This window comes from Rhizobium sp. CB3090 (assembly GCF_029714285.1).
In the GTDB taxonomy this organism is placed as follows: domain Bacteria; phylum Pseudomonadota; class Alphaproteobacteria; order Rhizobiales; family Rhizobiaceae; genus Rhizobium.
In genome coordinates this window covers 1,006,893-1,032,331 of record NZ_CP121663.1, presented here as the reverse complement: position 1 = coordinate 1,032,331, position 25,439 = coordinate 1,006,893, and the positions used below count along the sequence as shown (strand labels likewise).

24 protein-coding genes and 1 riboswitch are annotated in these 25,439 nt (G+C 59.8%); of the genes, 11 read left to right on the top strand and 13 right to left on the bottom strand.

What is annotated here, in order from left to right; translation table 11 throughout:
* Positions 1-7 precede the first annotated feature (7 nt).
* Positions 8-916, top strand: coding sequence for a DMT family transporter (locus QA646_RS23480; protein ID WP_283059146.1), 909 nt, complete (start codon positions 8-10; stop codon positions 914-916).
* Positions 917-1,149: 233 nt separating this feature from the next.
* Here the strand turns inward: QA646_RS23480 and thiD are convergent, their stop codons facing one another.
* Complete coding sequence (gene thiD / locus QA646_RS23475) at positions 1,150-1,953, bottom strand: bifunctional hydroxymethylpyrimidine kinase/phosphomethylpyrimidine kinase (protein WP_283059145.1); 804 nt, start codon at positions 1,951-1,953, stop codon at positions 1,150-1,152.
* A gap of 180 nt (positions 1,954-2,133) precedes the next feature.
* Positions 2,134-2,230, bottom strand: a riboswitch (TPP riboswitch).
* Positions 2,231-2,276: 46 nt separating this feature from the next.
* A complete protein-coding gene (locus QA646_RS23470) occupies positions 2,277-3,752 on the bottom strand; it encodes a DHA2 family efflux MFS transporter permease subunit (protein ID WP_283059144.1) in 1,476 nt (491 codons plus the stop codon).
* A gap of 383 nt (positions 3,753-4,135) precedes the next feature.
* Here QA646_RS23470 and QA646_RS23465 point away from each other — a divergent pair, with 383 nt between their 5' ends.
* Both QA646_RS23465 and QA646_RS23460 read left to right on the top strand, forming a co-directional pair.
* Positions 4,136-4,282: a DUF1127 domain-containing protein gene (locus QA646_RS23465; protein ID WP_283059143.1), complete on the top strand. Its 147-nt coding sequence runs from the start codon at positions 4,136-4,138 to the stop codon at positions 4,280-4,282.
* A gap of 527 nt (positions 4,283-4,809) precedes the next feature.
* On the top strand, positions 4,810-6,438 hold the full coding sequence (locus tag QA646_RS23460) for a hypothetical protein (protein WP_283059142.1): 1,629 nt from the start codon (positions 4,810-4,812) through the stop codon (positions 6,436-6,438).
* 36 nt (positions 6,439-6,474) lie between these two features.
* On the opposite strand, the gene QA646_RS23455 is transcribed toward QA646_RS23460, so the two are convergent.
* Positions 6,475-7,059 (bottom strand): cation transporter, encoded by a 585-nt coding sequence (locus QA646_RS23455; protein ID WP_283059141.1) that lies wholly within the window; start codon positions 7,057-7,059, stop codon positions 6,475-6,477.
* 222 nt (positions 7,060-7,281) lie between these two features.
* Here QA646_RS23455 and QA646_RS23450 point away from each other — a divergent pair, with 222 nt between their 5' ends.
* Complete coding sequence (locus tag QA646_RS23450; RefSeq protein ID WP_283059140.1) at positions 7,282-9,351, top strand: acyltransferase family protein; 2,070 nt, start codon at positions 7,282-7,284, stop codon at positions 9,349-9,351.
* Between the two features lie 38 nt (positions 9,352-9,389).
* Here QA646_RS23450 and QA646_RS23445 read toward each other — a convergent pair whose 3' ends face one another.
* From QA646_RS23445 to QA646_RS23430, 4 genes are all read right to left on the bottom strand, one after another.
* Entirely contained in the window at positions 9,390-10,994 is a 1,605-nt protein-coding gene (locus QA646_RS23445) for a DHA2 family efflux MFS transporter permease subunit (protein ID WP_283059139.1), read from the bottom strand.
* Between the two features lies 1 nt (position 10,995).
* Entirely contained in the window at positions 10,996-12,141 is a 1,146-nt protein-coding gene (locus tag QA646_RS23440) for an HlyD family secretion protein (protein WP_283059138.1), read from the bottom strand.
* Between the two features lie 170 nt (positions 12,142-12,311).
* Positions 12,312-13,700, bottom strand: coding sequence for a sigma-54 dependent transcriptional regulator (locus QA646_RS23435; protein WP_283059137.1), 1,389 nt, complete (start codon positions 13,698-13,700; stop codon positions 12,312-12,314).
* Entirely contained in the window at positions 13,697-15,574 is a 1,878-nt protein-coding gene (locus QA646_RS23430; RefSeq protein WP_283059136.1) for a sensor histidine kinase, read from the bottom strand. The genes QA646_RS23435 and QA646_RS23430 overlap by 4 nt, the downstream gene beginning before the upstream one ends.
* A gap of 221 nt (positions 15,575-15,795) precedes the next feature.
* On the opposite strand from QA646_RS23430, the gene QA646_RS23425 reads away from it, so the two are divergent.
* On the top strand, positions 15,796-17,121 hold the full coding sequence (locus QA646_RS23425) for a dicarboxylate/amino acid:cation symporter (protein WP_283059135.1): 1,326 nt from the start codon (positions 15,796-15,798) through the stop codon (positions 17,119-17,121).
* Positions 17,122-17,466: 345 nt separating this feature from the next.
* Positions 17,467-17,943, top strand: coding sequence for a hypothetical protein (locus QA646_RS23420; protein ID WP_283059134.1), 477 nt, complete (start codon positions 17,467-17,469; stop codon positions 17,941-17,943).
* A 15-nt stretch (positions 17,944-17,958) separates the two neighbouring features.
* Here QA646_RS23420 and QA646_RS23415 read toward each other — a convergent pair whose 3' ends face one another.
* The 4 genes from QA646_RS23415 to QA646_RS23400 all read right to left on the bottom strand — a co-directional run bounded on the left by QA646_RS23415 (position 17,959) and on the right by QA646_RS23400 (position 19,650).
* The gene (locus QA646_RS23415; protein ID WP_283059133.1) at positions 17,959-18,102 is read right to left on the bottom strand and encodes a hypothetical protein; all 144 of its coding nucleotides are present in this window, start codon (positions 18,100-18,102) and stop codon (positions 17,959-17,961) included.
* A 15-nt stretch (positions 18,103-18,117) separates the two neighbouring features.
* The gene (locus QA646_RS23410; protein WP_283059132.1) at positions 18,118-18,411 is read right to left on the bottom strand and encodes a BON domain-containing protein; all 294 of its coding nucleotides are present in this window, start codon (positions 18,409-18,411) and stop codon (positions 18,118-18,120) included.
* Positions 18,412-18,494: 83 nt separating this feature from the next.
* Entirely contained in the window at positions 18,495-18,857 is a 363-nt protein-coding gene (locus tag QA646_RS23405; RefSeq protein WP_283059131.1) for a hypothetical protein, read from the bottom strand.
* A gap of 67 nt (positions 18,858-18,924) precedes the next feature.
* Positions 18,925-19,650 carry an MgtC/SapB family protein gene (locus tag QA646_RS23400; protein ID WP_283059130.1) on the bottom strand — a complete coding sequence of 242 codons (726 nt, stop codon included), beginning with the start codon at positions 19,648-19,650 and terminating at the stop codon, positions 18,925-18,927.
* A 133-nt stretch (positions 19,651-19,783) separates the two neighbouring features.
* Between QA646_RS23400 and QA646_RS23395 the strand changes: the two genes are divergently transcribed.
* The 5 genes from QA646_RS23395 to QA646_RS23375 all read left to right on the top strand — a co-directional run bounded on the left by QA646_RS23395 (position 19,784) and on the right by QA646_RS23375 (position 23,048).
* Entirely contained in the window at positions 19,784-20,011 is a 228-nt protein-coding gene (locus QA646_RS23395) for a hypothetical protein (protein WP_283059129.1), read from the top strand.
* A 175-nt stretch (positions 20,012-20,186) separates the two neighbouring features.
* The gene (locus tag QA646_RS23390; protein ID WP_283059128.1) at positions 20,187-20,621 is read left to right on the top strand and encodes a CBS domain-containing protein; all 435 of its coding nucleotides are present in this window, start codon (positions 20,187-20,189) and stop codon (positions 20,619-20,621) included.
* Between the two features lie 34 nt (positions 20,622-20,655).
* Positions 20,656-21,303 (top strand): protein-L-isoaspartate(D-aspartate) O-methyltransferase, encoded by a 648-nt coding sequence (locus QA646_RS23385; RefSeq protein WP_283059127.1) that lies wholly within the window; start codon positions 20,656-20,658, stop codon positions 21,301-21,303.
* 193 nt (positions 21,304-21,496) lie between these two features.
* Positions 21,497-22,510, top strand: a complete 1,014-nt coding sequence (locus QA646_RS23380) for a substrate-binding domain-containing protein (RefSeq protein ID WP_283059126.1) — start codon at positions 21,497-21,499, stop codon at positions 22,508-22,510.
* Positions 22,511-22,568: 58 nt separating this feature from the next.
* Positions 22,569-23,048 (top strand): NUDIX hydrolase, encoded by a 480-nt coding sequence (locus QA646_RS23375; RefSeq protein WP_283059125.1) that lies wholly within the window; start codon positions 22,569-22,571, stop codon positions 23,046-23,048.
* Positions 23,049-23,075: 27 nt separating this feature from the next.
* Here the strand turns inward: QA646_RS23375 and QA646_RS23370 are convergent, their stop codons facing one another.
* Together QA646_RS23370 and QA646_RS23365 are read right to left on the bottom strand one after the other, a co-directional pair.
* Positions 23,076-24,278, bottom strand: coding sequence for an FtsX-like permease family protein (locus QA646_RS23370; RefSeq protein ID WP_283059124.1), 1,203 nt, complete (start codon positions 24,276-24,278; stop codon positions 23,076-23,078).
* Between the two features lie 4 nt (positions 24,279-24,282).
* Entirely contained in the window at positions 24,283-25,434 is a 1,152-nt protein-coding gene (locus QA646_RS23365; protein WP_283059123.1) for an ABC transporter permease, read from the bottom strand.
* Between the last annotated feature and the right edge of the window lie 5 nt (positions 25,435-25,439).

Genomic DNA, 25,439 nt, shown 5'->3' with positions numbered 1-25,439 from the left:
ACCGCACATGACCATTCAGACCCCGGCTCGATCCTTCTCCGCCAATGAATACGAAAAGGGCGTCGCTCTCGTCGTTGCGGCAACGCTCGCCTGGAGCGCCAGCGGCGTCTATACGCGGCTGCTGACGACGGATATCTGGACGGCGATTGCCTGGCGATCCCTGTTCGGCGGATTGTTCCTGCTGATCCCGAGCTTCTTTCTCGAAGGCGGCTTCTCGCGTCGCCAGTGGAGTTCGATCGTTCACCCGTCGGGACTTGCGATGATCGCATGCCAGACCTTCAGTCAGGCCTGCTTCATCGGCGCACTCTATATGACCACGGTTGCAAACGTGACCATGATCTATGCCACGGCGCCCTTCATCGCCGCCTTGCTAGGCTGGGCGATCCTGAAGGAGCGCGTGCCGAGGCGAACCCTTGTTGCCGGCGGCGTCTGTTTGGTCGGCGTAGCGATCATCGTCGCCGCCTCAGTCGGCGGCGGCACCGGTCTCGGTGATCTCCTGGCGCTCGGCATGACGGCTTCGTTCGCCCTGATTATCATCATTCCGCGCATCGATCGCAGCGTACCGAGCCTGCCGCCGACCATCGTCAGCGCCTTCCTGACGCTCATCATCTTCGCGCCGTTCGGCTCGGCCGGCTCGCTCGATCTGCACAATTGGCTGGTGCTTGCCGCCTTCGGAGCGACCAATTTCTCCTTTGCGCTCGTGCTATTTCTAGCCGGGGCAAAGCGCATGCCGCCGGCGGAAGCCGCGCTTATCGGGACGATGGAAATCGTGTTGACACCTTTCTGGGTCTGGCTGTTCTTTTCCGAAAGACCGCCGGCTGCGACGTTTTTCGGCGGCGCCATCATCCTTGCTACGATCCTGTGGCACACGTTCATCGACCTCCAGCATAGCCGGCGCCGGCACAAGGCGAGCTAGAGCAGCCTATCCATCAAACCTATATTGCGGTGAAGATATTCGCCTATAAGCTGTATGTTGTTCAGCTGCCATTCATTTAGTGGAGAGCAAATAAATAATCGCCGCAACGCCTTGCGGTTGATTGAGGCTCGGCTACCGATACAACTCACGAGGCAGGTGGTCGGGCCTCTCAAGTCTCTGCGGACGAGGGCGATGGTCGCCCTAAGGACCTGTCTGCTCTCATCCCGCCTCACCTATGCTGGCCAAAGCGCATAAAAGTGTTGCACGGGTCCGTGCCCTGTCCCGACGGACAGCGTTTCGGCCGCGGCAACCGCGCCTGCAAGATAATCTTTGGCGGTGGCGACGGCTTGCGGCAGCGCCGAGCCCTTGGCGATCTCGGCCGCCAACGCGCTGGCTAGCGTACAGCCGGTTCCGTGCGTATTCCCCGTCGGAACGCGGCCGGCCTCGAACCAGATCAGGCCCTCCGGGCTTGCGAGCACGTCCGGGCTCTCATTGCCGGCAAGATGTCCGCCCTTGACCAGAACAGCCCGCGCACCGAGCCTTATGAGGGCTTCCGCCTGCCGGGCCATCGTCTCGCGATTTTCGGCCTCCGATTCGTGCAGAAGTGCGGCTGCTTCCGGCAGATTGGGCGTCAACAGCGTGGCCAGCGGAAGAAGCCGCTCAGTCAGGATGTCTACAGCATCCGCGGCAAGCAGCGCTGCTCCGCCCTTGGCGATCATGACGGGGTCCAGCACGATCGGAACGCCTTGGTGAGGAGCGAGTGCATCGGCAACGGCTTCGGCGATTGCGGCATTGGCGATCATGCCGATCTTGACGGCATCGACGCGCACATCGGCAAAGATCGCCTTGATCTGTTCGGCGACGAATTGCGGAGGAACAGGGTGGACGGCGGAAACGCCCTGCGTGTTCTGGGCCGTCAACGCGGTCAGCGCCGCCATGCCATAGACGCCCCGGGCAGAAAATGCCTTGAGGTCGGCCTGGATGCCGGCGCCGCCGGAAGGGTCGGAGCCGGCGATGGATAGGACGTTTCGGATCATGGGCGTGCCTTTCTGATCCAGCCGGTGGATAGTGCACCGGAGATCGCGACTAAGTTGGTGATGCAAGGCACTAGCGGAGGGTTTGACCGCATTGCTGTCATCAGTATGCCGGGAACAGTGTTGTTTTGCATATTGCCCCGTTCGGGCGGGGCGAGGCGCGGGGATGACGACAAGAGCACGCCGAGACCCCGAGCGACTCCCTCCGCCAGCATTATCTGGTTCAGGTTCAAAGGGTGCTTCTCAGCCCATCACACGACGGGCGCCCCTGTCTCTCATCGGCATCTTTTTCGCAGAGAAAGACCGTCCTGTCATTAACAAATCGTCTAGTGGCGGTGTCCCATATCCGGCCCGTGTTCCGGCTTTCTGATAAACAACGCAGCTACGATCGCTCCCAGGGAGATGATCGTCCCGCAGAGAAATGCCGCCTTGATGCCGCCGGTCGTTGCGGCCAGGGCACCGACGCCGCCGGCGGAGAGGCTGGTGGCTCGCAGGGTCATGATCGCGACGAACAGCGCGGTGCCGGCGGCGCCGGCGACCTGTTGGGTCGCGCCGAGCATGGCGCTGCCGTGCGAATAAAGGTTTGGCGGCAGCGATCCCAGGCTGACGGTGAACAGTGGTGTGAACATCAGGGCAAGACCGATGCTGAGCACGATATGGGCGACCAGCAGCATCCAGAATGGTGTATCCTGCTGTATGAAGACCAGTCCGCCCATCACCACGCTGAGTATGATCGCTCCCGGAATGATCAGCGGCGCCGGGCCGAATCTATCGAACAGGCGCCCGACCGTTGGGGCGCAAAGGCCCATGATCAGCCCACCGGGGAGCAACAGCAGCCCGGTTTCCAGGGTCGACAATCCCAGCACGTTTTGCAGGTAGATAGGCAGTAGGATGAAGACGCCGAACATCGACATCATCAGCACCGCCATCATGGCCGCGGCGATCGTGAATGTCTTTGTGGTCAGAGTACGCAGATCGAGCAGCGCTCTATTTTGTTTTTGCAATTGCAACTGACGCAATATGAAAACCGCGATGACGACAGCGCCGGTCAGAAGCGGAATCCACGGCGATATCGCCGGCGGATGAAGTGCCGCTTCACCCAGACCGCTAAGGCCATAGACGAAGCCGCCGAAGCCGATGGCGGAGAGGAAGATCGAAAGAATATCGATCGGCGCCGTGGTCGGAACCGTCACATTCTTTATCCGTAAGGCGCCGAGCGCCAATGCCGACAGCGCGATCGGCAACACCAGGAGGAACAGCCAGCGCCATTCGAGTGCGGAAAGAATAAGGCCGGAAATGGTTGGCCCGATGGCCGGCGCTACCGATATGACGACAGAGATATTGCCCATGGTCCTGCCGCGGGATTCCGGCGGTACCAGGGTCATCACCGTCGTCATCAGCAGCGGCATCATGATCGCCGTGCCCGATGCCTGCACAATGCGGCCGATGACAATGACGACAAACCCAGGTGCCAGCGCCGATATCAGCGTGCCGGCGCTGAACAGCGACATGGCGAGAATGAAAACCGGCCGAGTGTTGAGCCGCTGCAGCAGGTATCCGGTGATCGGGATGACGACGGCCATAGTCAGCATGAAGGCGGTGGTCAGCCACTGAGCAGCGCTTGCGGTGATATCGAGATCACCCATCAGATGGGGCAACGCGACACCCATGATGGTCTCGTTGAGAATGACGACGAAAGCCGACACCAACAGCAAGGCTATAACGAGTTTATTGCGGGCACTATGATCTTCCACGGTCGGTACATCCTGTTCCGCATCGGCAAAAGTTTCGCTCTCGGTCATTATGGTGCTGCCTTGGGTCATTGGAGGAGGCAATGACATTGCCCGGGACGGTAGAGTGTTTGATTTTTTCCTTTGACGAACGGCCGCTTGTGATTGCGACATGTGCAGCGAATTATTTTCGCGCTGGCGGCTTGCAAAGCAATCTGCGCAGCAGCCCAATTCGATCAAGGCAAGAATGGGAAAAGGGTAACGAAGGTCAACCCTCAGATTTCGAGTTAAGCGATCGGGAGGTTGCTATGACTGACCCATGCGCTTCTTGCATGGGTGCAGTGATACCTTGGCGCTGCAATATCAGAGTGTCTCATATTATATACCAGTCATCGAAGCGAAGGGAGCGCCAAGGACGGCAGCTCAGCTTCGAATCCCAAAGAAAGGGGACCATCATGAACATCACACGCTCTTTCAACAACTGGCGCAAGTATCGTCAAACGGTCGCCGAACTGGGTCGTATGTCCACGCGCGAACTGAATGACCTCGGTATCGGCCGCGGCGACATTCACAACATCGCTCGCGGGGCGGTCGTTCGCTAACGGCTCACAACGCCATCAAACTTCGACTTTTCGTCAGCGCCTGCTTCCTCCCGAGCGGGCGCTTTTGTTTTGCGTTTTCCGCAGGCGGGCTCGCATATTTCCAGTGAGGATCCCGGTGTAGCGTCCCGCTTTTCGCATAACGCATGGCTGCCCTGCAAAGAAATGCCTATGAACTGAGCAAATAAAAAGTATGATGTATCTATCGAAGCGGTGCACCTCCTCCCGCATCCCTTCGTGATGCAGATGACCTACTCCTCCTCCCAAGGTCTTCTGCGGGAACAGTAGCACTCCTCCTCCCAGCTACTGTTCGGTTCTTTACGAAAGCCTGCCGCACCTCCTCCCGCGGCAGGCTTTTTCGTTTGAAGCCAAGGCAGCGCCGCGCTCGCCGTCATCTCTATCCATCAGCAAGTCAGCTTCGCTCCATCTTATTTGTCCTAATGTTCCATGCCCGAAACCATCCTGTGGGCGATATGGAGATCGTGGCGCTCAACGCTTCGATTTCAGGACTGTAAGAGGAATGTTTCCGCATGCTGAAGACCTTTGACGACGACGCCCACGGCCTTGCCCCGAGCGGCAAATTGGCTGAGACCGCAGGCGGGCCGTTGAAGCCGACTGACAAGGGCTGGGACGCACTTCTCAACTGCCTGATCTCCGGCGGAGACGAGAGATTGGAATGCGAATCGGCGACTGGCCTCAACATGTATGGCCACGGCCCATCGCCCCGGCCGCAGGACCTAGCCTTCGGCTCCTCGACGGCATCGACCATTTCCGCGCCAGCTTTCGCGGCGGTCGGCGCCTATCATGCGGGTCTTTTGCAGGAAATGGAAACGCGGCCTGCGGCCGACATCTACGCTCGGGAGATCGCGCGTATGCGGGCGAAACTGCTGCGTCTGCTCGGTCTCGATCAGAGCTCAGGATCGTCGCAGGTGGATGCCATCATGGCCACATCCGGCACCGATATCCATCTCTTCGCCGCGGCGCTGCTGGCCCGCCAGGACGATCGGACCTTGATGACCATCACGCTGATGGGCAACGAGACCGGGAGCGGGGTGATGACCGCCGCATCCGGCCGCCATTTCATGAGCCGCGTCAGCAACAATCGCCCCGTTGCCAAAGGCGAGGAACTGAGCCCCGGACACGCCACGCGAAATGCTACGGTCGCAGTGCGCAATGCCGACGGCACGCTACGGAGCGATGAAGAGATAGAATCGGAATTGAGAGGGCTGATCGAACTTGCTCGCGCGGCTGAACTCAGATGCCTTTTGGTCGTCACGGACGTTTCCAAGACCAGTCTGCTGGCACCAGGCCTCGAAACGGTCTTTCGCCTGAAAGAGCGCTTCGGCGCCATGCTCGATATCATGATCGATGCCTGCCAGTTTCGCGTTTCCGCGGCCACGATCCGCGCCTATCTGGCCCAGGGCTTTCTGGTGGCGGTCACCGGCTCCAAATTCCTGGCCGGTCCGATTTTTAGTGGAGCGCTGCTCTGTCCGCCGCAAATGTCTGATCGCCTGAAGCAGCGGCCTTTGCCGCTGGCGCTTGCCGATTATTGCGCCAAAGCGGATTGGCCGGAAGGTTGGGTGGCGCGGGACGTGTTGACGGATCACGCTAATTTCGGCCTCCTGCTGCGATGGAAGGCGGCGCTGTTCGAACTCGAGCGCTTCATCAGCATGCCTGAGGAAAAGGTGATTGCAGTGCTCTCCGCCTTCGCCGAGGCGGTCGGTGAGCGGCTCAAGCGGGACGGCGCATTTGAGCTGCTTGACAGTCGGCCGATAGACCGGAACCGTTTATGGGGAAGATCGCATGCGGCCCGCTGGGATGAAATGCCTTCGATCTTTTCGTTCTATCTGCACAATCCCCATCGGGGCGGCATCCTGACGGCGACAGAGACCGCCGCAGTCTACAAGAACCTGGCCGCCGAGCAGAGCGGCCTTGCACCGGTGCGTCTCGGTCAGCCTGTTCGCTGCGCCGATTTCGGTGACATGCCCGCAAGCGCCCTGAGGATATGCCTGAGTGCGCCGCTGATCGTGCAAGCTTCTGAGAGCGTCGATGCGCTGAACTGCATGATCTCGCAGGCTATGACGGTTTTGGATCGAACCGCTGGCATGGCCGCGCAATTGGCATCGCAGACGAGCATCGCCCGAGCATCGGGCGTCTAAGGGCAGCATCCCAACCGAGCGGCATAGCAGGCCGTCTCAGGCGGCTGCGCTATGCTCGCCCCTGGCCGCTGTCCAGACCTCGCGTGCCGCGTCGGCGTTCATGGCGGCGATGGCGAGGCCGACGATCAGGTCCGGCCAGGCGGACGTCCAGACAAATGCGGTCACAAGACCCGCTGCGATGATGGCGATATTGGCAAGCACATCGTTGCGGGCGGAGAGAAATGCGGCTCGGGTAAGGCTGCCGCTATGCTTGCGAAAGCGAACCAGCATCATGGCGCAAGAGAGATTGACGGCGAATGCGCCAAGCCCCGCCAGTGATAGCGGCAGCGGATCCGGCGCAACCGGCGTCATAAATTTCTGCCAAGCGGTCCAGACGGTCGCCAGTCCGGGAACCAGCAGGATTACGGCAAGAGCCATGCCGACGCGGGCGCGGTTGCGGGCGCTCCAGCCGAGCGCCATCAGGATCAGGAGATTGACTGACGCGTCTTCCAGAAAATCGACGCTGTCGGCAAAGAGCGACACCGAACCGATGGACAGAGCCACCACAAACTCGACACAGAAATAGCCGAGGTTCAGAAGCGCCACACGTTTAACCACGTTGCGGAGCGTAATGTCCGTCATCCTGCTTCATTCTCCTCGCCGACCCCGCTCATCAAAAGCGATCAGGTCTCTCTTGCAACCCGCCGACATCACTTAAACCGCAGCTATGCGGCTGAACAAGACGAATAGAGGCCGGACTTAAGTCGTAACCGGGTAGTTTTTCAGCCTTACGTCAGCTCACCGCTATAACAGCTTAGCCGGGCCAGGCCAGCCCCAGAACCTCGTGGCTTTCGGAGAATAAGTTTGAATCTTATATTATTGCGTAACTCCCCTACGGAGTTCGTACACCGCCTTGCCCCAGGCCACCTAAAATATCGAGCTGACATCGACGGGCTTCGCGCATTGGCGATCCTGCCTGTCGTGCTTTATCACGCTGGCATCCCGGGATTCAGCGGTGGCTTCGTTGGCGTCGATGTTTTCTTCGTCATTTCCGGGTTCCTGATGGCCTCGCTGATCTCGGGTGAAATCGCGGAAGGCGATTTCAGCATTTTGCGCTTCTACGAGCGGCGAGTGCGGCGAATTTTTCCTGCGCTCTTTGCCGTTCTCGCGGCTTCGGCTGTTGCGGCTTGGCTGCTTCTGATGCCGGTCGAACTGGAGTATTTCGCCCACAGCCTGAAGGCCGCCGCATTGTTTACCTCGAACATCCAATTCGAGAAGGAAAGCGGCTATTTCGACATCGGTGCGCAGTTGAAACCGCTGCTGCATACCTGGTCGCTCGCGGTCGAGGAGCAGTTCTATATCCTGTTTCCGCTGCTGCTGTTGGCGATCAGCCGGTTTGCGCGGCGATATACGGTACACATTCTGCTTGGCCTGTTGATCGCTTCCTTCGCAGCGACTACCTGGACGGTATTCCGCACGCCTGTAGCGGCGTTCTATTTGCTCCAGTTCCGCGCTTGGGAATTGCTGCTCGGCGCTTTGCTGGCTTTCAATGTGATACCGAGGCCGGGCCGGCCTATGGTGCGGGAAAGCCTGGCAGCTCTGGGCATAATCCTGATCGTCATCGCCGTGTTCGGTTTCACCGACCATACCCTGTTTCCCGGCCCGGCCGCTTTGCTGCCCTGTTTCGGTGCGGCTCTGATAATCTATGCAGGCGCTGAATATGGGTTGGCCGGACGGGCGCTGCGGGCGAGACCGATGGTGATCGCCGGGCTGATTTCCTATTCCCTCTATCTCTGGCATTGGCCGATCATCGTCTTCAGCCGCGAAATCCTCGGCCGCGAGCTTTCCCCGGTTCAGGGCGGCTTGATCGTCTTCGCCTCGCTCGGTCTTGCAGCATTTTCGTGGCGGTTCATCGAACGGCCGTTTCGCGGCCGCAGCAGCCGCCTGGGCCGAAGACCTTTGTTTGCGGCAGCAGTGGCGGTCATGGTCGTCATGATCGGATTTGGCAGCTATGTCATTCACGACAGCGGCGTGCCGAGCCGCCTCCCGGCCGATGTGCAGAAAGTCTATGCCGCGACATACGACATCAGCCGCTTCGGTGTGCCGCCGTGCTTTGCAGACTCCGACACGACAGGTCCGTCTCTCTCCGACATCCGTGCCGGAAAGCTTTGCCCGCTCGGCGCCGAAGGAACGGGTGCTCCTGCCTTTCTCGTATGGGGGGATTCGCATTCCGGAGCCATGTCTCCGGCGATCGATGGGGCAGCGAAACAGGCCGGTGTTTCCGGTCTGTTTGCAGGGCACGCCTCATGTCCGCCATTGCCGGACGCACAGCTTCCAGCCCGTGGTGATGTGAAGCGATGCGGCGACTTCAACGCCGCGGTTCGCGATCTCGTCGCATCGAGGCATATTCCACTGGTGTTTCTGATCGCCTATTGGCCGAAATATGTGTATGACGCCGAGTTGCCGCATGAGGGCGTCTACTTCGATCCATCGGTGCCGCCGCCATTGCAGGACAAATCCGCGCCGGTGACGGAATCCCTTGACCGCCTGATGGCCGAGCTGACGCGGCAGGGAACCAAAGTCGTGTTGGTCATGGATGTGCCGGAAATGGGCCGCTACATGCCGGAAGCCGTCGCCAAGGCCGTGATGACCAAGACATCGACGGATGTTGCCCCGCCATGGGATTACGTTGCGAAACGCCAGGCATTGCCGCGCGCCATTCTGACCCGCCTTGCGGCTAAATATGGGGCTGATATCGTCGACCCGTTGCCAGCGATCTGCCACGATGGACATTGCGATGCGACACAGGACGGCATGCCGCTCTATAAGGATGCCGATCATATCACGGCCGCGACGTCGAAAAGGCTCAGCTACCTGTTCTCTCCTATATTCTCGGCCCCGAAGCGAACACCCGCTGGCTCCGGCAACTCATAATGGTTCGACGCAAGGCTTAACAAAGATGTCTTGACCCTTCAGTGCATCCCGCCGCCGCCTTCTCCGAGTTCGACATTGCTGAGGATCAGGGCAAGCGGGATTGCCGAGAGCGCGATCATCGTCAGCACGTAGAACACGTCGATATAGGCCAGATAGCTCGATTGCATCTGCACCTGTTGTCCGATCCACGCCGTTGCCTGCGATTGCGCGTCGGCCATGGTCGCGCCTTTTTGCGCAAAATAGCGCGACATGGTCTGAAGGGTTTCGTGGTAGGCCGGCGATGACGGGACTATGTGTTCGACCAGCCGGCTTTGGTGCCATTGCTGGCGATGCGCCAGAACGTTCAAGGCGATGCAGACGCCGATCGAGCCGCCGATATTGCGCGCTGCATTGATCATAGCGGAGGCCTGATTGGTCTGGTCCGGTCTCAGGCCATAATACGAGGCCGAGGTGATCGCGATGAAGATCAGCGGCAGGCCCAATCCGATATATAGGCGCGACAAGACGAAGAATGCGAAATTGAGGCCGGGACTGAGCTGGGTCAGCCACCACATCGAGCCTGCAATGATCAATGCACCAGTTGCGATCATGTATTTCGGCTGGACCACCGTAGTCAGGCGACCGGCAACGAACATCATGACCATGGTGACCAGGCCGCCCGGCGACAGCGCCAGGCCGGCCCAGGTGGCAGTATATCGGTAGTCCTGCTGCAGAACCTGCGGAAGGAATTGCGTCGTTGCGATGAGGATCGCACCGGTTGCCATCATGACGATAAAGCAGGATCCGAACTGCTTGGTTCCGAGCCGACCGTCGATGATCGGATTGGATTTCGTCAGCACCCAAGGAGTTGCCAGGGCAAAGGACAGGACACAAAGCGCTGTCATGGCGATAATGAAATTCGAATCGAACCAGTCTTCCGTCTGACCGCGATCGAGAACCAGTTCGAGCGAACCGAGAAATGACGCGACAAGCAGGAAGCCGATGAGATCGAAGCGGACGCCCTGCCTGCGAAGCTCCTGCCGTTTTCGGCGCATTTCCTGCGACTTCTCCACCAGAAAATAGACGAGGATGAAGGCAAAGACACCCACTGGACCGTTGATCAGGAAACACCAGTGCCAGGAGAAATTATCCGAGAGATAGCCGCCGAGCGTCGGACCGACCACGGGCGCCACCACGACGGCGACCCCGAACATCGCGAACGCCTGGCCGCGTTTGGCTGGCGGAAATGAATCGGCAAGGATCGCCTGCGACGTGGGCACCATGCCGCCGCCGGCAAATCCCTGGATCATGCGAAAGATAAGAAGCGATTGAAGATTCCATGCCAGCCCGCAAAGAATGGAGGCGATCGTGAAGGTCGCAAGGCAAACGAGATAGAAGCGACGCCTGCCATATCGTTCGGCGATGAAGCTGCTGGCCACCAATATGGTTGCATTGGAAACGAGATAGGTCGTAACCACCCAGGAGGCCTGATCCGCGCTGACTGCGAGACCGCCCGAAATGTAACGCAGCGCCACATTGGCGATCGTCGTGTCCAATACCTCCATGAAGGTCGCAAGCGAGACCACGACTGCGATCAGCCATGGATTGGTGGCGCCCGCGGGGGATGCGGCTGCTCCGCCGGACGTCGTATTTGCGCCGCTCATGTCAATGCCTCGGTCGGACGGTGACCGTGGGGACCACCGACATGCCCGGGCCGATCGCGACATCTGCCGGCCAATTGTCAACGACGATCTTCACCGGCACGCGTTGGGTGACTTTCACATAGTTGCCGGTTGCGTTCTCAGCGGGAAGCAATGAGAACGCCGTGCCGGAGCCCGGTTGGATCGAAGCGACCCTGCCGTGCAGCTTGTGATCCGGATAGGCGTCGATCGTGACATCAACCGGCTGGCCTGGTCGCATGTCGGTCAGCTGCGTTTCCTTGAAATTCGCGGTGATCCAGATATCGTCGGGGACGAACATCGAGATTGCCTGTCCCGCTTCGATATACTGCCCTTTGGCACCGGTAAGGCGGACGACACGGCCTGGTTGGGCTGCGACGATCGTCGTATATTTGAGGTTCTGCTGCGCTTCTTCGGCCTGTGCCTGAGCCTGGCTCAGACTGGCGGCGGCACTCGCCTTCTGGGCTTCGGCAACTGCCTTGTTCTTTTGCGCCGAAGTTATGTTTGCCTCGGCCTGCACCAGGCTCGCCTGGCTCTGCTGCAGGGTCGAGGCCGCCTGCTGCACCGCCTGCACGCTGCCTGACCCGCTCTTGACCAGTTGCTGTTGGCGCGCGGCTTCCTGCTGCGCGTACTGCAGTGCTGCTGCCGCTGAATTCTGCTGAGCCTTTGCGACTTCGATCGCGGCGCCTGCGGCTTCGATCTGGGCATTGGCGCTTTGTACAGCGGCTGCGGCCACATTCACCTGTCCCTTGGCTTCGTCGAGAGTGATCTGATAGTCGCGCGGATCGATCTTCAAGATCACATCGCCGGTCCGGACATGCTGATTGTCGGTCACCGGAACATCGGTGACGTAGCCGGAAACCTTCATGGCGAGCGCGAAGCTGCGCGCATCGACGAAGGCATCGTCCGTCGATTCATAGGGATGAAAATAGATCTGCCAGACGAGCCATGCGGCAGCGACAAGGGCAGCGATAGCCAGGATGCCGAGCAAGATCCAGAAAGGATGACGGCGGACAAAAGACGGACGTTTTTCCTCCGTCCGGTCAATCTGCTGATTATCGCCTGGACGGATACGCTCAATCCGAGGTTCGGTCTGGTTGTCTTTCTGAGCGAGATGCTGATCATCGACCACGGCACAACTCTCATATTTGTTGGCCACAGGGTCGGTAACGTTTAGGTGGAGGATGAGTTCCTGACGGGTGCGAATGGCGCCCGGCATGGCGGTTTTGTCGCAGGGTCGAATACCCTGCCGTTGAGGTCGGGTGACTGCCAGATTGTTTGTTGATGAAGTGTCACAGCACCCTATTGATCACCCATGCGCGTGCGCCGCTCTTCTCCGTCTAAACCCGCAAAATCTCCCCTGACGATGCCATGGCGCTGGAGCTTGTCGTAGAAGGTCTTCCGTGGGATGCCGAGGGCCTCGATCGTGCTGCGGACATCGCCGCCGTTTTGGGCAAGAGTCTCGCGGATGACTTCGGCTTCGTAGCGCTCGACGCGGGCGGGCAGGGGTAGTGACGCATCGGCGGAGAGGATTTCGTTTGTCTTCGGCTCCGCCGCCCCTTCCAGGCCGAGAACGAAACGCTCAGCAAAATGCGAGAGTTCGCGAACATTGCCTGGCCAATCGTGGCTCTGCAGACGATGCCGGATAACGGCTGAAATGGCGGGAACTTCGCGCTTGAAGCGGTTGGCGGCGCGGTCAGCGAAATAACCGAAGAGCAGGGGGATATCATCCCGCCGGTCGCGTAGTGGCGGGATGGATATGGTGACGACGTTTAGGCGGTAATAGAGATCTTCACGGAAGTCGCCGCGCTGGCGCGGGTCGCCGAGATCGACTTTTGCGGCTGCCACCACGCGAAGGTCGACCGGGCGCACCTCGTTGGTGCCGAGCGGAGTTACCTCCCGCATTTCCAGAACACGCAGCATCTGCACCTGCACTGCCGGCGGCATGCTCTCGATTTCATCCAGAAACAGCGTACCGGCGCTGGCATGTTCGATGCGGCCGACACGCTTCTTCTGCGCGCCGGTAAAGGCGCCGGGCTCGTGGCCGAAAAGCTCGCTTTCAATGACTGTCTCCGGCAGCGCGCCGCAATTGAGCGCCACGAAATTGCCCTTCGCGCGTCGGCTCCAGCGATGCAGGAGGCTTGCGACCACTTCCTTGCCGCTGCCGGTCTCGCCTGTGACAAGCACATCGACGTCCGTATCCGCGATCTGTCGCAGCGTTCGGCGCAGCCGTTCCATCGCAGGCGTCTGGCCGATCAAGGGCAGATCGCCCTGCGCCTGTTCGGCCGCAATACGGAGGGCGCGGTTTTCCAGAACAAGCCGGCGCTTTTCCGCTGCCCGCCGCACGCTTTGCACCAGCCGGTCGGTGGCGAAGGGTTTGGTGATGAAGTCATAGGCGCCGTCCTGGATCGCCTTGACCGCCATCGGAATATCGCCATGGCCGGTGACCAGGATGACCGGCAGATCTGCGTCCTGCTCTTTCACGCGGCTGAAGAGCTGCTGTCCATCCATCTGCGGCATGCGGATATCGGAGACGATCACGCCGGCAAAACCGGCGTCCAGCGCACCGAGCGCATCTACTGCCGAGGGGAAGGCGGAGACGGAAAAACCGGCGAGTTCAAGCGTTTGTTTTGTCGCCTTCAACAAGTCCTTGTCATCATCGATCAGAAAGACCGGGGAAACGTCGCTCATGAAATCGCCTTGCGCAGATGAATGGTAAAACGGGTGCCGTTCTCGCTGCTGTCGACCTCGATGCGGCCGCCATAGTCGGCGACGATGTCCTTGGAGATGACAAGACCGAGGCCGAGGCCCTTTTCCTTCGATGTGTTGAAGGGTGTGAACAGCGAATGGAGGATCGCCGCCGGAATGCCGGGGCCGTTGTCGGAGACGATGACGTCGACACCTTCGGACGTTTCCTGCGCCAAAACCTCGACTTTCGCCTGTTCGCGCCCTTCCAGCGCTTCGAGTGCGTTTTGGAAGAGGTTGATCAGCACCTGCTCCAGCCGAACGCGTGTGCCGACGACCGTCAATCCGGCAGGCGGCAGATCGATCGCCAGCGCATCGAGCCGGCCGGCAAAACGGCTTCTGAGCAGGATCACGGCGCCTTCTATGACGCTCCTCAGTTCCACAGGCTCCGGCGCGGTCCGCCCCTTGCGGGCAAATGCCTTCAACTCTTCGGTAATCGTGCCGATCCGCTCCGTGAGGGCCGCGATGGAGGAAAGATTCTCCTTCACCGGCGCGATCTGCTGCCGCTCCAGGAAGATATGGGCATTGTCGGCATAGGCGCGAATGGTCGCGACCGGCTGGTTGATCTCATGGGCGACGCCGGCGGCGACCTGCCCGAGGATTGCAAGGCGATTGGCCTGCACCAATTCCTGCTGCACGATCTGCAGCTTCGCCTCCGTCGTCCGGTGATCGGCAATTTCCGCTTCGAGACGATCGCGGGCGCGGCTGAGATCTTCGGTGCGCTCCAATACGCGCCGTTCCAGCTCCTCGCGAGCCATCCTGCTGATGGCGATCTGCATCGCGGACACATGGCGGCGCCTCAGCAGGAAGGCGGCAATCGCCAGAATCGGCACCAGAACGGTCAGTGTGAGATAGCGTGTTTCGCGAACGGTGGAGGAAATTGCCTGGTCCGTCGGGACGAGATAGTCCAACTGCCACGGCGTCGAGGGGATCGATGTCGTCAAGCGCAGATATTCCGCAGCGCTGCTGCCCGGCAGGACCGCACGCACGATCGCGACGTCCGGACCAATCGCATCGGGATGGGCGATCGGCAGAGGCGTCAGGGGCGCATCGCCGAATTGCAGGCTCTTGCGGATGGCGGCGAGAGTGTCGGCAGGCAGCGGCGAGGCCGTCATGAAGCGCCATGAGGGCATGCTGGTGATCAGCACGACGCCATGATCGTCGGTGACATAGGCCGGACGGCCTGCCTCCCGCCAATCGGCTTCGAGCTGGTCGAATTCCATCTTGACGACCACGACACCCAGCGCACCTGCCGCGTCGCCGACGCGACGGGAAATGTAAAGCCCGGGACGGTTGCTGACGTTGCCGAGTGCGAAATGCTCTGCGGTTCCCGCCTCCATCGCCCGGCGGAAATAATCACGGAAGGAATAATCGTTGCCGACAAAGCTCAGCGGCTCACGCCAGTTGCTCGATGCGATCGCTACTCCGTCCTTATTGGTCACATAGAGCACCGAGGCCTTGGTGCCGGAGACGAGACTTTCGAGCTTGCGGTCGAGCGTGGTGACGGCATCGCCCTTCGCCGCTGCGAGCGCGTCGCGCACCTGCTGGTCGTCTGCCAAGAGAAGCGGCAAGGCGCGGGGGCGTTCGAGGACGGCTCTCAGCAGCGCGACCTTGAGGTTCGCGTCGGTACGACCCTGATCTTTCAAGGCCTCGATTGCGGTCGCACGACCGTAAACGCCGGCACCGTAGAACGCGGCCGCAATGATGATCGCGCAGAAAATCGCAAAGACCAGCCAGACACGGCGAGAGCGCCGGCCTAGCTGCTCCGGCGTCGAAAATCGTTCCGTGGCAGGCCGCTGCAGCATCGCTACATTGTGCATGATTTCGCGCGCGCCGCAATTCGATCTGTGCGGATTGTCGCACAAATTCGGAGAATTAACTGCAGGACTTCCTAAAATCTGCTTTTATATCAATAAATTATTAGGAAATCCTTCATCTGGCACGCCCGTTGCAACGATCCGCCAAACAGTCGGAGGCTGTTGAAGATTCGTAGTCGTTGCCCGGAGGACCGAGGGATCGGTTGGGCATAACGGAGGATATCATGATTGCACCCGTCGTTGCCGAGACACGCGGCAAACTTCCCTTTTACCGGCATCTCTATGTTCAGGTTCTTGCCGCCATCACCGCCGGTATCCTGCTTGGACATTTCTATCCGCAAATCGGCGCATCCTTGCAGCCGCTCGGCGATGCCTTCATCAAGCTGGTCCGCATGGTCATCGCGCCGGTCATCTTCCTGACGGTCACCACCGGCATCGCCGGCATGTCGGACCTCAAGAAGTTCGGCCGCGTCGTCGGCAAAGCGTTCATCTACTTCCTGACTTTCTCGACGCTGGCGCTGATCGTCGGCCTCATCATCTCGAACGTCGTACAGCCTGGTGCTGGTATGCACATCGATCCGGCAACGCTGGATACGAAGGCCGTCAACAACTATGCGGCTCAGGCACATGACGCTTCCGTCGTCGGCTTCCTGATGAACATCATTCCGGACACGATCGTCGGCGCCTTCGCCAAGGGCGACATCCTCCAGGTCCTGTTCTTCTCGGTCGTCTTCGGTATCGCACTCGGCGCCGTCGGCGAGCGTGGCCGCCCCGTGATGGACTTCCTGCAGGCACTGACCACGCCGATCTTCCGAATGGTTGCCCTGCTCATGAAGTTCGCGCCCATCGGTGCCTTCGGCGCCATGGCCTTCACCATCGGCAAATACGGCATCGGCACGATCGCCAATCTGGCCTTCCTGATCGGCACCTTCTACGCCACATCGCTACTGTTCGTGCTGGTCGTTCTGGGCGCCGTCGCTCGTTACAACGGCTTCTCGATCCTGGCGCTGATCCGCTACATCAAGGAAGAATTGCTGCTCGTTCTCGGCACCTCGTCGTCGGAAGCAGCGCTTCCCGGTCTGATGAACAAGATGGAACGCGCAGGCTGCAAGCGTTCGGTCGTCGGTCTCGTCATCCCGACCGGCTATTCTTTCAACCTCGATGGCACCAACATCTATATGACTCTGGCGGCGCTGTTCATCGCGCAGGCAACCGACACATCGCTCTCGCTCACTGACCAGATCTTGCTGCTGCTCGTGGCCATGCTGAGCTCCAAGGGGGCTGCCGGCATCACCGGTGCCGGCTTCATCACGCTGGCCGCTACCCTTGCCGTTGTGCCCTCGGTTCCGATCGCCGGCATGGCGCTCATCCTTGGCATCGATCGCTTCATGTCGGAGTGCCGTGCTCTGACCAATTTCGTCGGCAACGCCGTGGCGACAGTTGTCGTCGCACGCTGGGAGAGTGAGCTCGATCAGTCGAAATTCGCTGCTGCCATGGCCGGACAACTGACCAGCGATGTCGATACGCCGGCACTGCAAGCGGCCGAATAGCAACTCTGTCGCCATATCCGGAAAAATTCGAAAACGGCCTCCCTTCCGCAGGAGGCCGTTTTTTAATGTCTGCAGCCCCTGTCCAGTTGCCTCTACGCTTGGTGCCAGTTCGCTCATTTCGTGATTTCATCAGCCCCGCTGATGCGACATTGGCGTCGCGAATTAAACCGGAACATCGGTCGCCACCAGACGTTAGCCATAGACACTGCAGGCCGTGCTAAACGGACATGATGGTGCTGAAGAACATGGGGATTTTTCCGTTTTCTCTCCATGGCCGACGAATAGGCAGACGAGCTTCCTATCCATCCGGTCTGCAACCCTGCATTTTCACCGATGGAGAACAGTATGGACGCGAGCTTCAAGCTTTGTCGGCCGGTTCCGATCGCGACAGCCGGCAATCCGAACGCCGGACACATCATGAGCGTGGTGTCGTCAACGGCAAGATCAGCAACGATGCCGTCATCTGCACCGAAGTCCGACGCAGTGCGCAGACCGTTTGGACGGTTTCTGCTGTTGGCGGCTGCGCTGACATTCGCTGTGCCAACGGTCATATCCGCACAACAGCTACAGATGCCGAACAGCGAGCGCTGCAGGGCTCCCGACCCCAATAAGCAGAGCGAAGGTGAAAACCAAACCGCACCGCCGCCGCGTTCTCAGGAGAACGCCAGTAAAGAACTTTCGGACTGCGGCGGCGTGTTGAAACCGCCAACGACCGGAGACAGCGCAATGGAAAAGCAGGCGCCGCGTGGCGGTAAAACACCGGTCATTCCGCCTAGCCAGGTACCTGGCCAGCAGGAGCAGCAGACGCCGCAAGCGAAGTGATCCGCTATGGCACCTTTACGGCTTCGGTTCCGGTTGCTCGATGGTCTTCTGTGCGACTTGAGAATCCTGGTTTTTTCCGGTCACGAACGGCTTGATGACGAGGATGCTGAGGATCGAGGCCACCATCAGTCCGATAACGATGATCAACAATGCACGCATACCTGCCTACGCTTTCTATCGCGGCTTGCGAACACAAAGATTACTATCGTGACCGCTGATGCCGCTCACTTGACGCGAATGTGTCTCGATGCGCCGCTTAACCTCATCGTTTTCGACCGATCCTTCGAGGAGAACGCGGCCGCTGCTGACGCTGACGAAGATGCCGGTAATATCCAGCAGCGGGTCTTCGCTCAGTCTCCTCTGGATTTCGGCACGGATTTCCGCATCCGGCCGCCATTGCGACTCGGGCGCCTTGAATGGGTTTTGCTCAGACTTTGCCGACGCATGTGACGTGTGTTGACGTTGCATGACACCCTCCCTCCTTTGGGCTCATGGACGCAACAAGAAAAACGCCATAAGGTTCCATCCCGCAGCCTGCATTCGGAAGCCGCTTAGCGACCCGTGAAAACCCCATGCAGCAAAAAGCCGGCGAGGCCGCCGATTGCCAGAATTGCAACATTGCGCGTCGTATGGCGCTCCCGCGGCCGCGAGGCTCTAACCGCCGCTGCAATCCGACCCGCGGCCATATCCAGAGCTTGCTGGCGCTGCCTGTCGCAATCCGGAGTATCTGTCGACCGCGAGTCGTCCGAGCCGGGTTCCGAGTAGGAGAAGTTCACTTCCAGCGTCTCTGCGCCCGGCGTACGAGTATCGATCTCTCCGGCGCCGCCCGCAGCCTGATCGAGCGCCTGCTGCGTACGAATATCGGCTTTAGCGGAGGGGGCATCGTTGGTTTTCGCCTCTCTGATTTTAACCATGGCATCCTCCTTTCGTTCGAAGGGCAAACCCACGCCGGGCGAGAATGTTCCCAGTGAGCATTCTTGGTCATGTGGTCGTTGTCGTCATCTCGAAAGATACGACCTTGTAGCGCTCTTCGATGGCAGTCAGGAGTTCCGTTGCGCCGCCGCTGATGCCCGCGTGTTTCCATCGCACTTGATAAGTGGCATGAACCGTACCATCGGTATCGTTTATCGATTTATCAGTAAAACAGAAGGAATATCCGAGTGGATCGAACGCTGTTTCGATCTTTGCGATATAGGCGCTGCTGGTAAGCTCAATGATCACGCGCGCCTTTTGCCGTCGCGATATCAGCTCATCGAACCATTTGAAGAGCGAGAGCACGATAAAGGCCACAACAGCTCCGGCAGACCCAACCACCAACTGGCCGCCACCAATGCAAAGGCCGATCGCCGTCATGATCCAAAGCGTTGCCGCCGTCGTCACGCCAGTGATCAAATCGCCGCGCTTGAGAATGGCGCCGCCGCCGATGAAGCCGACACCCGTCAATATGCCAAGCGGAAAGCGCAGTATGTCCATGCGGACGAATGACTGAGGCGTTTTGCCCATCGTGGTGAGCAACAGGTTGGCCTGGATCATGGCCAGGCATGCCGCCAACCCCACCAGGATCGTCGTCCGGAATCCGGCCGCATGCCCGCCGGCCTCGCGATTGAGGCCAATCAACGCGCCGGCGGCGACGACCAACAGGAGGCGTATCGCGATGTCCACCCATGTAGGGTTCAAAGGCATGAGCTCGATCATCGTGCTCGGCATCGTACCCTCCTCACATCCATTTCATGGTCGATCTCCAATGCCGGAACAAAGCTGGGGGGATTTCGTTCCGCCCTCGAGGAGATGAACGGGTTCCGGCGCGATTCTGCGCCCATGAAACCTCAGGAGAACGCACATGACTATGACCGCAAAAGACATCGTCTCCGTTCTTGGACCTGTCGATGAAACCTTGATGGCCGATATCTCCGCGACCGGCGCGACGCTGGGCGAACTTGCAGAGGCATGGGCCTGGTTCAACAATGACGAGGCTCTGATCGGCGAGGGCAGGACGCTGCCAAGCGGCAAGGTGGCCGAGCTTGTCGATTTGCTTTCTGCCGGTGAAGACGACGAATTCGAGATGTAAATTTGATAATCCGCGCTGTCGATGGGAACAGATCGGCGCCTCGCCTGTTGTTGTAACGGGCTCTCATAGGAGGGTTCCGCGACCAGTGGGGAACCGGGCGCCGCCCGAGCTGAGGTCGCTGAAGAGATTATCCTGCCTAAGCGGCGGGATGAGGCGTCCGCTCATGGAGGAACCAATGAAAGTTCGAGACGCCATGACGCATGACGTGCGTATCACCAATCCTGACGAGACGATCCTGCAGGCCGCCCAGACGATGGCGGATCTCGACGCGGGCATCCTGCCTGTCGGCGACCATGACCGCCTGGTAGGCATGATCACCGATCGCGATATCGCCATTCGTGGCATCGCCAAGGGCAGGGGGCCGGATGCGAAGGTCCGCGATGTCATGACATCGGAGGTCAAATATTGCTTCGATGATCAGGAGATCGATGAGGTCTGCCGCAACATGGGTAGCATCAAGGTCCGGCGCCTGCCGGTGCTGGATCACAGCAAGCGGCTCGTCGGTATCCTCTCGCTCGGCGATATCGCCCTGGCCCAAAGTAACGGTGGGGCCGGCCAAGCGCTGAGCAGTATCTCGCGCCACGGCGGAGATCACAGCCAGACCGCGTAATAATGGGATGTTCCGGACGTGGAGACAGCCGGCCATGCACGAGCGTCTTCGCATGGTGGAAAAACAGATCGCCGGGCGCGGCATTCGCGACCCGGCATTGTTGGATGCCATGCGCCTGGTGCCGCGGGAAGCCTTTGTCGAGAAGGGCTTCGAGATGTTTGCCTATAACGACTGTCCGCTGCCGATCGGTAAGGGGCAGACGATCTCTCAGCCTTATATGGTCGCGCTGATGATCGAGGCCGCGGAGGTCAAACCCGACGATACGGTTCTCGAAATCGGCGCGGGGCTTGGCTACGCGACTGCTATCCTGAGCCGCATGGCGGGCCATGTCTTTGCCGTGGAACGCCACGCCTCTCTGGCGGCTGGAGCGACCGAACGCCTGCAACGTCTCGGCTACGACAATATCGATTTGCGTTGCGGAGACGGTTCAAAGGGATGGCCGAAAGCCGCTCCCTTTGGGGCCATCCTTGTTTCGGCCGCCGCGCCGGAGGTGCCGCAAGCCCTGAAAGAACAATTGGCCATAGGCGGTCGGCTGGTCATCCCTGTGGGACGGGAAGAGCACAGGCAGACGCTCCTGAAAATCCTGCGAAAAGGCCCGGATGATTTTACAACTCAGACTCTCGGCGCCGTGATTTTCGTGCCGCTGATCAGCGAGCGGGGCGGGACTGAAGACTATAGCTGAGATCACATCGCTTTTACCGCGAAGCACGCTTTGCCAAAGCCGCATTCCTTCATCTTGCAAGCGCGTGCAAATGCCGCACAGCCCTGCTGTACCAATTAACAGCTTCCTTCATAAAACTGTCATGACAGTGGCTCAGAGGATGATGCACGCAATTGCAAGACTGAGTAAGCTCGCATGCCGGCGGGAGAGAAGCGTGTCGCAGAAAGTGTTCGTGAGCGCACAGGAGGTAGCGGACCGCGCAGGGGTCTCCCGCTCGGCCGTTTCACGCACGTTCACACTGGGGGCGAGCGTGTCGCCGGAGACGCGCCGCAAAGTGATCGAGGCAGCCGATGCACTCGGCTATCACGTCAATCATCTCGCCCGCGGGCTGATGCGCAATGAAAGCGGCATCGTCTGCCTGATCGTCTCGGACATGGCCACACCACATCGAGCCGGCCTGATCAAGGCGCTGACGCAGGAGCTGCAGCACAGCGGCAAGATTGCAATGCTCGTCAACACCGACCTTTTGGACGGCAGCGTGGACATGGCGCTGCGCCAGGCAATCCGATATCGCGCCGATGCCTCGATCATCGTCTCGGGGATGCCTGACAAGTCGATCACGCAACTCTGCCTGAAGAACGGCCAGCGTCTGGTGTTGATCAACCGCGACGACGAGCAGGACGGGCCTCTGCGGATCAATCTCGATGACGAAGAGGCTGCCGGCCGCGTCGTCACGGCCTTCCTTCGCGCCGGCTGCCGAAGGCTCGCCTTCGCCAATTCGGAGGCCGGTACGCCAAGCCTGATGGCGAGGGAGAACGGCTTCGTCGCCGCGGCCAGGGCGCACGGTCTCGAGGTCGTCGTCGAACGTTACGGGTGGACAAGCTACGAGAGCGGCAGGGTTCTTGCACAGCGGCTTCTGACACTTTCCGCGCGGCCGGATGCCGTGTTCTGCGCCACCGATCTCCTGGCCTGCGGTTTCATAGACGCCGCCCGCCATCAGTTTTCGATCCGTGTTCCCGACCAACTTTGTGTTGCCGGTTTCGACGATATCGAACAGGCGTCCTGGGCATCCTATCAACTGACGACCTTTGCTCAGCCGCTTGCCACGATCGCACGGGAAGCAGTCTCATGGCTGGAAAGCAACGAGGCCGCAAAGCCGGAGGGACAGGCCCACGCCATCCGCCTTCACGCCGATCTCGTCTGGCGTGGCTCGATCAGGGGTGGCTGACGGCATGGCACCCTTGATTCCAGGTCAGCCGAAATTCTCCGGGGCAACGGATAGATTTTTGTCCGATCTCGCTCCCCACGCAGATGCGCTGTTCCACGGAGCCATATACGAACAATATGCGGCGATCTGTTACCGGAGAAACCGGGAGCTTGGCACGGCGGAAGTGCTTCTCGTCACCAGCCGCGAAAGCGGGCGCTGGGTTATTCCCAAAGGCTGGCCGATAAAAGGGAAAAAGCCATACGAAGTGGCGGCAATCGAGGCGTTCGAAGAAGCCGGGGTTCGCGGCAAGATCAAGAAGAAACCTTTCGGCTATTTCACCTACCTGAAGCAGCTCGCGGACGGCAACCGCGTTCCCTGCATCGTGCAACTGCATCTGCTCGAAGTCGAAAAATCCTGCGAGAATTTTCCGGAAAGAGACCAGCGTCGCAACGAATGGCTCTCTTTCACCGAAGCCGCAGGCCGTGTTCGAGAACCGGAACTCAAGGGCCTTCTTCTGGCGGCTGAACGAAAACTGCGACGGTCGAAAGGGAGGAAGTAGCGTTTGGCTCCGTTCTTCGCCCATCCGTCAGCCAATCTCTGTTCGCCCGCTCATCGCCAACCGCAGTGGAATCCGCGCTGCCGCCGCTGCAGGCAATGCGCCGCCGACGGCGCCGATGATCAAGGATAGCCAAACGGCCTTCATCACCAGCGAGGGAGACAGGACCAGTTGAAAGCCGATTTGCGTATGATCGGCGCTCATCGTTGACGCGGTCCAGCGGTTGAGAACGGCATAGGAAAAGCCGACGCCGACCAGGCATCCGAAACAGGTGAGGATCATGGCTTCGATCCAGGTGCCGGCAAAAGCGGCACGCCGGCTGAAGCCGATTGCCCGCACGGTAGCGATCTCGGTGCTGCGATCCGACACGGAGCTGAACATGGTCGTCATCGCGCCGACAACCGCTCCCACGGCCATAATTACCGCCAGCGGCCAGCCGAGAAGCAGGATCAGCTTCGACGTGCGCTCTGCAAGGCCTGCGAAATAATCCTGTTCCGACCGCAGCGTCAGCCCGATCTCCGGCGTATTTGCTGCCATGGACTGCAGCGCCGGCAAGCTCTCCGGCGAGGTGAGCTTGATCCTGATACTCTGGACCAGATTGGGACGGTTGAACAGCGTCTGCACCACGCCGATATCCGCCAGCATCTCGGATTCAAAGACGGAACCGCCGGCGTCGAAAATGCCGACGACCGTCCATTTCGATGTGCCGAGCGTGAGCTGTTCGCCGATTTCCAGTCCATTGTAATCAAGACTCAGTCGGCGCCCGACGACGATCTCGCTGCTGCCGGGACTGAACATCCGCCCATCGACAATCCTGACATTTGGCCGCAGGCTGAGACCGAACGCACCGATGCCGCGCAAGGACAATGTCGAAAGCGATCCGCCCGTCCTCTCCGGCACATCCACCGGCACGACCATTTCCGGCGACATCACTGAAGTCCTTGCCGCATCGGTCGCGATGCCGGCAGCGCCGTCGAGATAGTGAAGCTGCGACGGTTCGATCCGGCTGCCGAGTTCCGTTGCCGCACCTTTGCCAAGGGCAATGGCGATATTCTTGGAACCGGCTTGCATCAGCGACATTCGAAAGCCATTCGACATCGCCAGGAAGCCCAGCAGAACCGTGACGACCATCGCAACGGAAAATACCAGCGAAAGGGAAATCCATATCCGGCGGTGCAACGATTTCAGATTGGATATGGTCAGGGCCAGGGACTGATTGATGATTGTGCTCATCGTCTCATCTTTCTCTCAGAGCGGCGTTGGGCGGCACGCGAATGGCATTGAAAGCTGGCGCCACACCCGTCGCCAGGGCCAGCAGGACGGCGAAGCCGGTTGCCTGAAGAATGATTGGGGGCGTAAGCACGAGATCCGGCACGATCGTGCGCAGCGGTTCCCGCAGAAACATCACGGCCATAAATGCAAAACCGAGACCGAGGCTGAGGCCCACGGCAAACAGGGCGAACGTCTCGGCCAGGATGTTGCAGAGGATGAAACGCCGCGAAAAACCGAGGACCTTCAATATGCCGATTTCCCTCGTCCGTTCGCGGATCGCGAAGAACATGGTATTGGCAACGATCATCAGGATTGTCACGAACGCCACGCCGATCACCAGGCGCACGATAGTCGCAATATCGGCAAACTGCGCGATGAAGGCCCTCATGAATTCGGCTTCCGTCCGCGTCCGGGTCTCGTAGGCGGAATTGGCAAAGAGGGTATCGACTGCTTTGATGACATCGTCGGCGCGAACACCGTTCTTCGGCACGATGCCGAAGCTGCTGACGGTGTCGCGGTCGGTACTGCGCTCGGAATTGATATAGTCATACCGCGCCATCACGAAATGAGTGTCGGCGGATTTTTTGCCATCCAATATGCCGACGATCTCGAATTCGAAATCCGAACTGCCGTCGGCCTTGAAGAAGCTGGAGGTATTCAGCGTGATCCTCTGTCCGACCACCCAACCTTCCTGCATTGCGATGCTGCGGCCGGCAATGGCGCCATTCCGAAGCTGGTCGAAACGGCTAATGGCGTCAGCAGGAATATCGTATTGATCGCCAATAAAGGCCGCGAAGCTGCCGGGCTCCGCCGCCGTCAGGCCTAGGAAATTCGTTGGTGTCCGGTAGGTCGCTCGGCTGTGCGCGATGTAGGTCGCCTCCGCGATATCGGGGAGGGCTCGGATCTTGTCGTAATAGCCGATCGGCAAAGGCAGCGCGTCGCCAACCTTGTTGGTCACGACCAGCCGCTCCGAGTCGACTTCGCCGCCCAAAAAGCCGTGTTGGAAACTGGTCAGGATGAGGTGGATGAAAAAGGCGATGGCGATGCTCGTGATCAACAGGGCGCTGCGCATCGGTTTGCGCCCCATGGTGCGGCGAATGAGAGTAAAGCGGCTCATGACGA

Coding starts and splice junctions, on each gene's coding strand:
- QA646_RS23455 (WP_283059141.1), bottom strand. CDS start 7,059: ATGACGGACATTACGCTCCGCAACGTGGTTAAACGTGTGGCGCTTCTG.
- QA646_RS23385 (WP_283059127.1), top strand. CDS start 20,656: ATGCACGAGCGTCTTCGCATGGTGGAAAAACAGATCGCCGGGCGCGGC.
- QA646_RS23435 (WP_283059137.1), bottom strand. CDS start 13,700: ATGAGCGACGTTTCCCCGGTCTTTCTGATCGATGATGACAAGGACTTG.
- QA646_RS23405 (WP_283059131.1), bottom strand. CDS start 18,857: ATGGTTAAAATCAGAGAGGCGAAAACCAACGATGCCCCCTCCGCTAAA.
- QA646_RS23430 (WP_283059136.1), bottom strand. CDS start 15,574: ATGCACAATGTAGCGATGCTGCAGCGGCCTGCCACGGAACGATTTTCG.
- QA646_RS23460 (WP_283059142.1), top strand. CDS start 4,810: ATGCTGAAGACCTTTGACGACGACGCCCACGGCCTTGCCCCGAGCGGC.
- QA646_RS23410 (WP_283059132.1), bottom strand. CDS start 18,411: ATGCAACGTCAACACACGTCACATGCGTCGGCAAAGTCTGAGCAAAAC.
- QA646_RS23415 (WP_283059133.1), bottom strand. CDS start 18,102: ATGCGTGCATTGTTGATCATCGTTATCGGACTGATGGTGGCCTCGATC.
- QA646_RS23370 (WP_283059124.1), bottom strand. CDS start 24,278: ATGAGCACAATCATCAATCAGTCCCTGGCCCTGACCATATCCAATCTG.
- QA646_RS23470 (WP_283059144.1), bottom strand. CDS start 3,752: ATGACCGAGAGCGAAACTTTTGCCGATGCGGAACAGGATGTACCGACC.
- QA646_RS23465 (WP_283059143.1), top strand. CDS start 4,136: ATGAACATCACACGCTCTTTCAACAACTGGCGCAAGTATCGTCAAACG.
- thiD (WP_283059145.1), bottom strand. CDS start 1,953: ATGATCCGAAACGTCCTATCCATCGCCGGCTCCGACCCTTCCGGCGGC.
- QA646_RS23390 (WP_283059128.1), top strand. CDS start 20,187: ATGAAAGTTCGAGACGCCATGACGCATGACGTGCGTATCACCAATCCT.
- QA646_RS23420 (WP_283059134.1), top strand. CDS start 17,467: ATGGACGCGAGCTTCAAGCTTTGTCGGCCGGTTCCGATCGCGACAGCC.
- QA646_RS23425 (WP_283059135.1), top strand. CDS start 15,796: ATGATTGCACCCGTCGTTGCCGAGACACGCGGCAAACTTCCCTTTTAC.
- QA646_RS23395 (WP_283059129.1), top strand. CDS start 19,784: ATGACTATGACCGCAAAAGACATCGTCTCCGTTCTTGGACCTGTCGAT.
- QA646_RS23365 (WP_283059123.1), bottom strand. CDS start 25,434: ATGAGCCGCTTTACTCTCATTCGCCGCACCATGGGGCGCAAACCGATG.
- QA646_RS23400 (WP_283059130.1), bottom strand. CDS start 19,650: ATGCCGAGCACGATGATCGAGCTCATGCCTTTGAACCCTACATGGGTG.
- QA646_RS23445 (WP_283059139.1), bottom strand. CDS start 10,994: ATGAGCGGCGCAAATACGACGTCCGGCGGAGCAGCCGCATCCCCCGCG.
- QA646_RS23480 (WP_283059146.1), top strand. CDS start 8: ATGACCATTCAGACCCCGGCTCGATCCTTCTCCGCCAATGAATACGAA.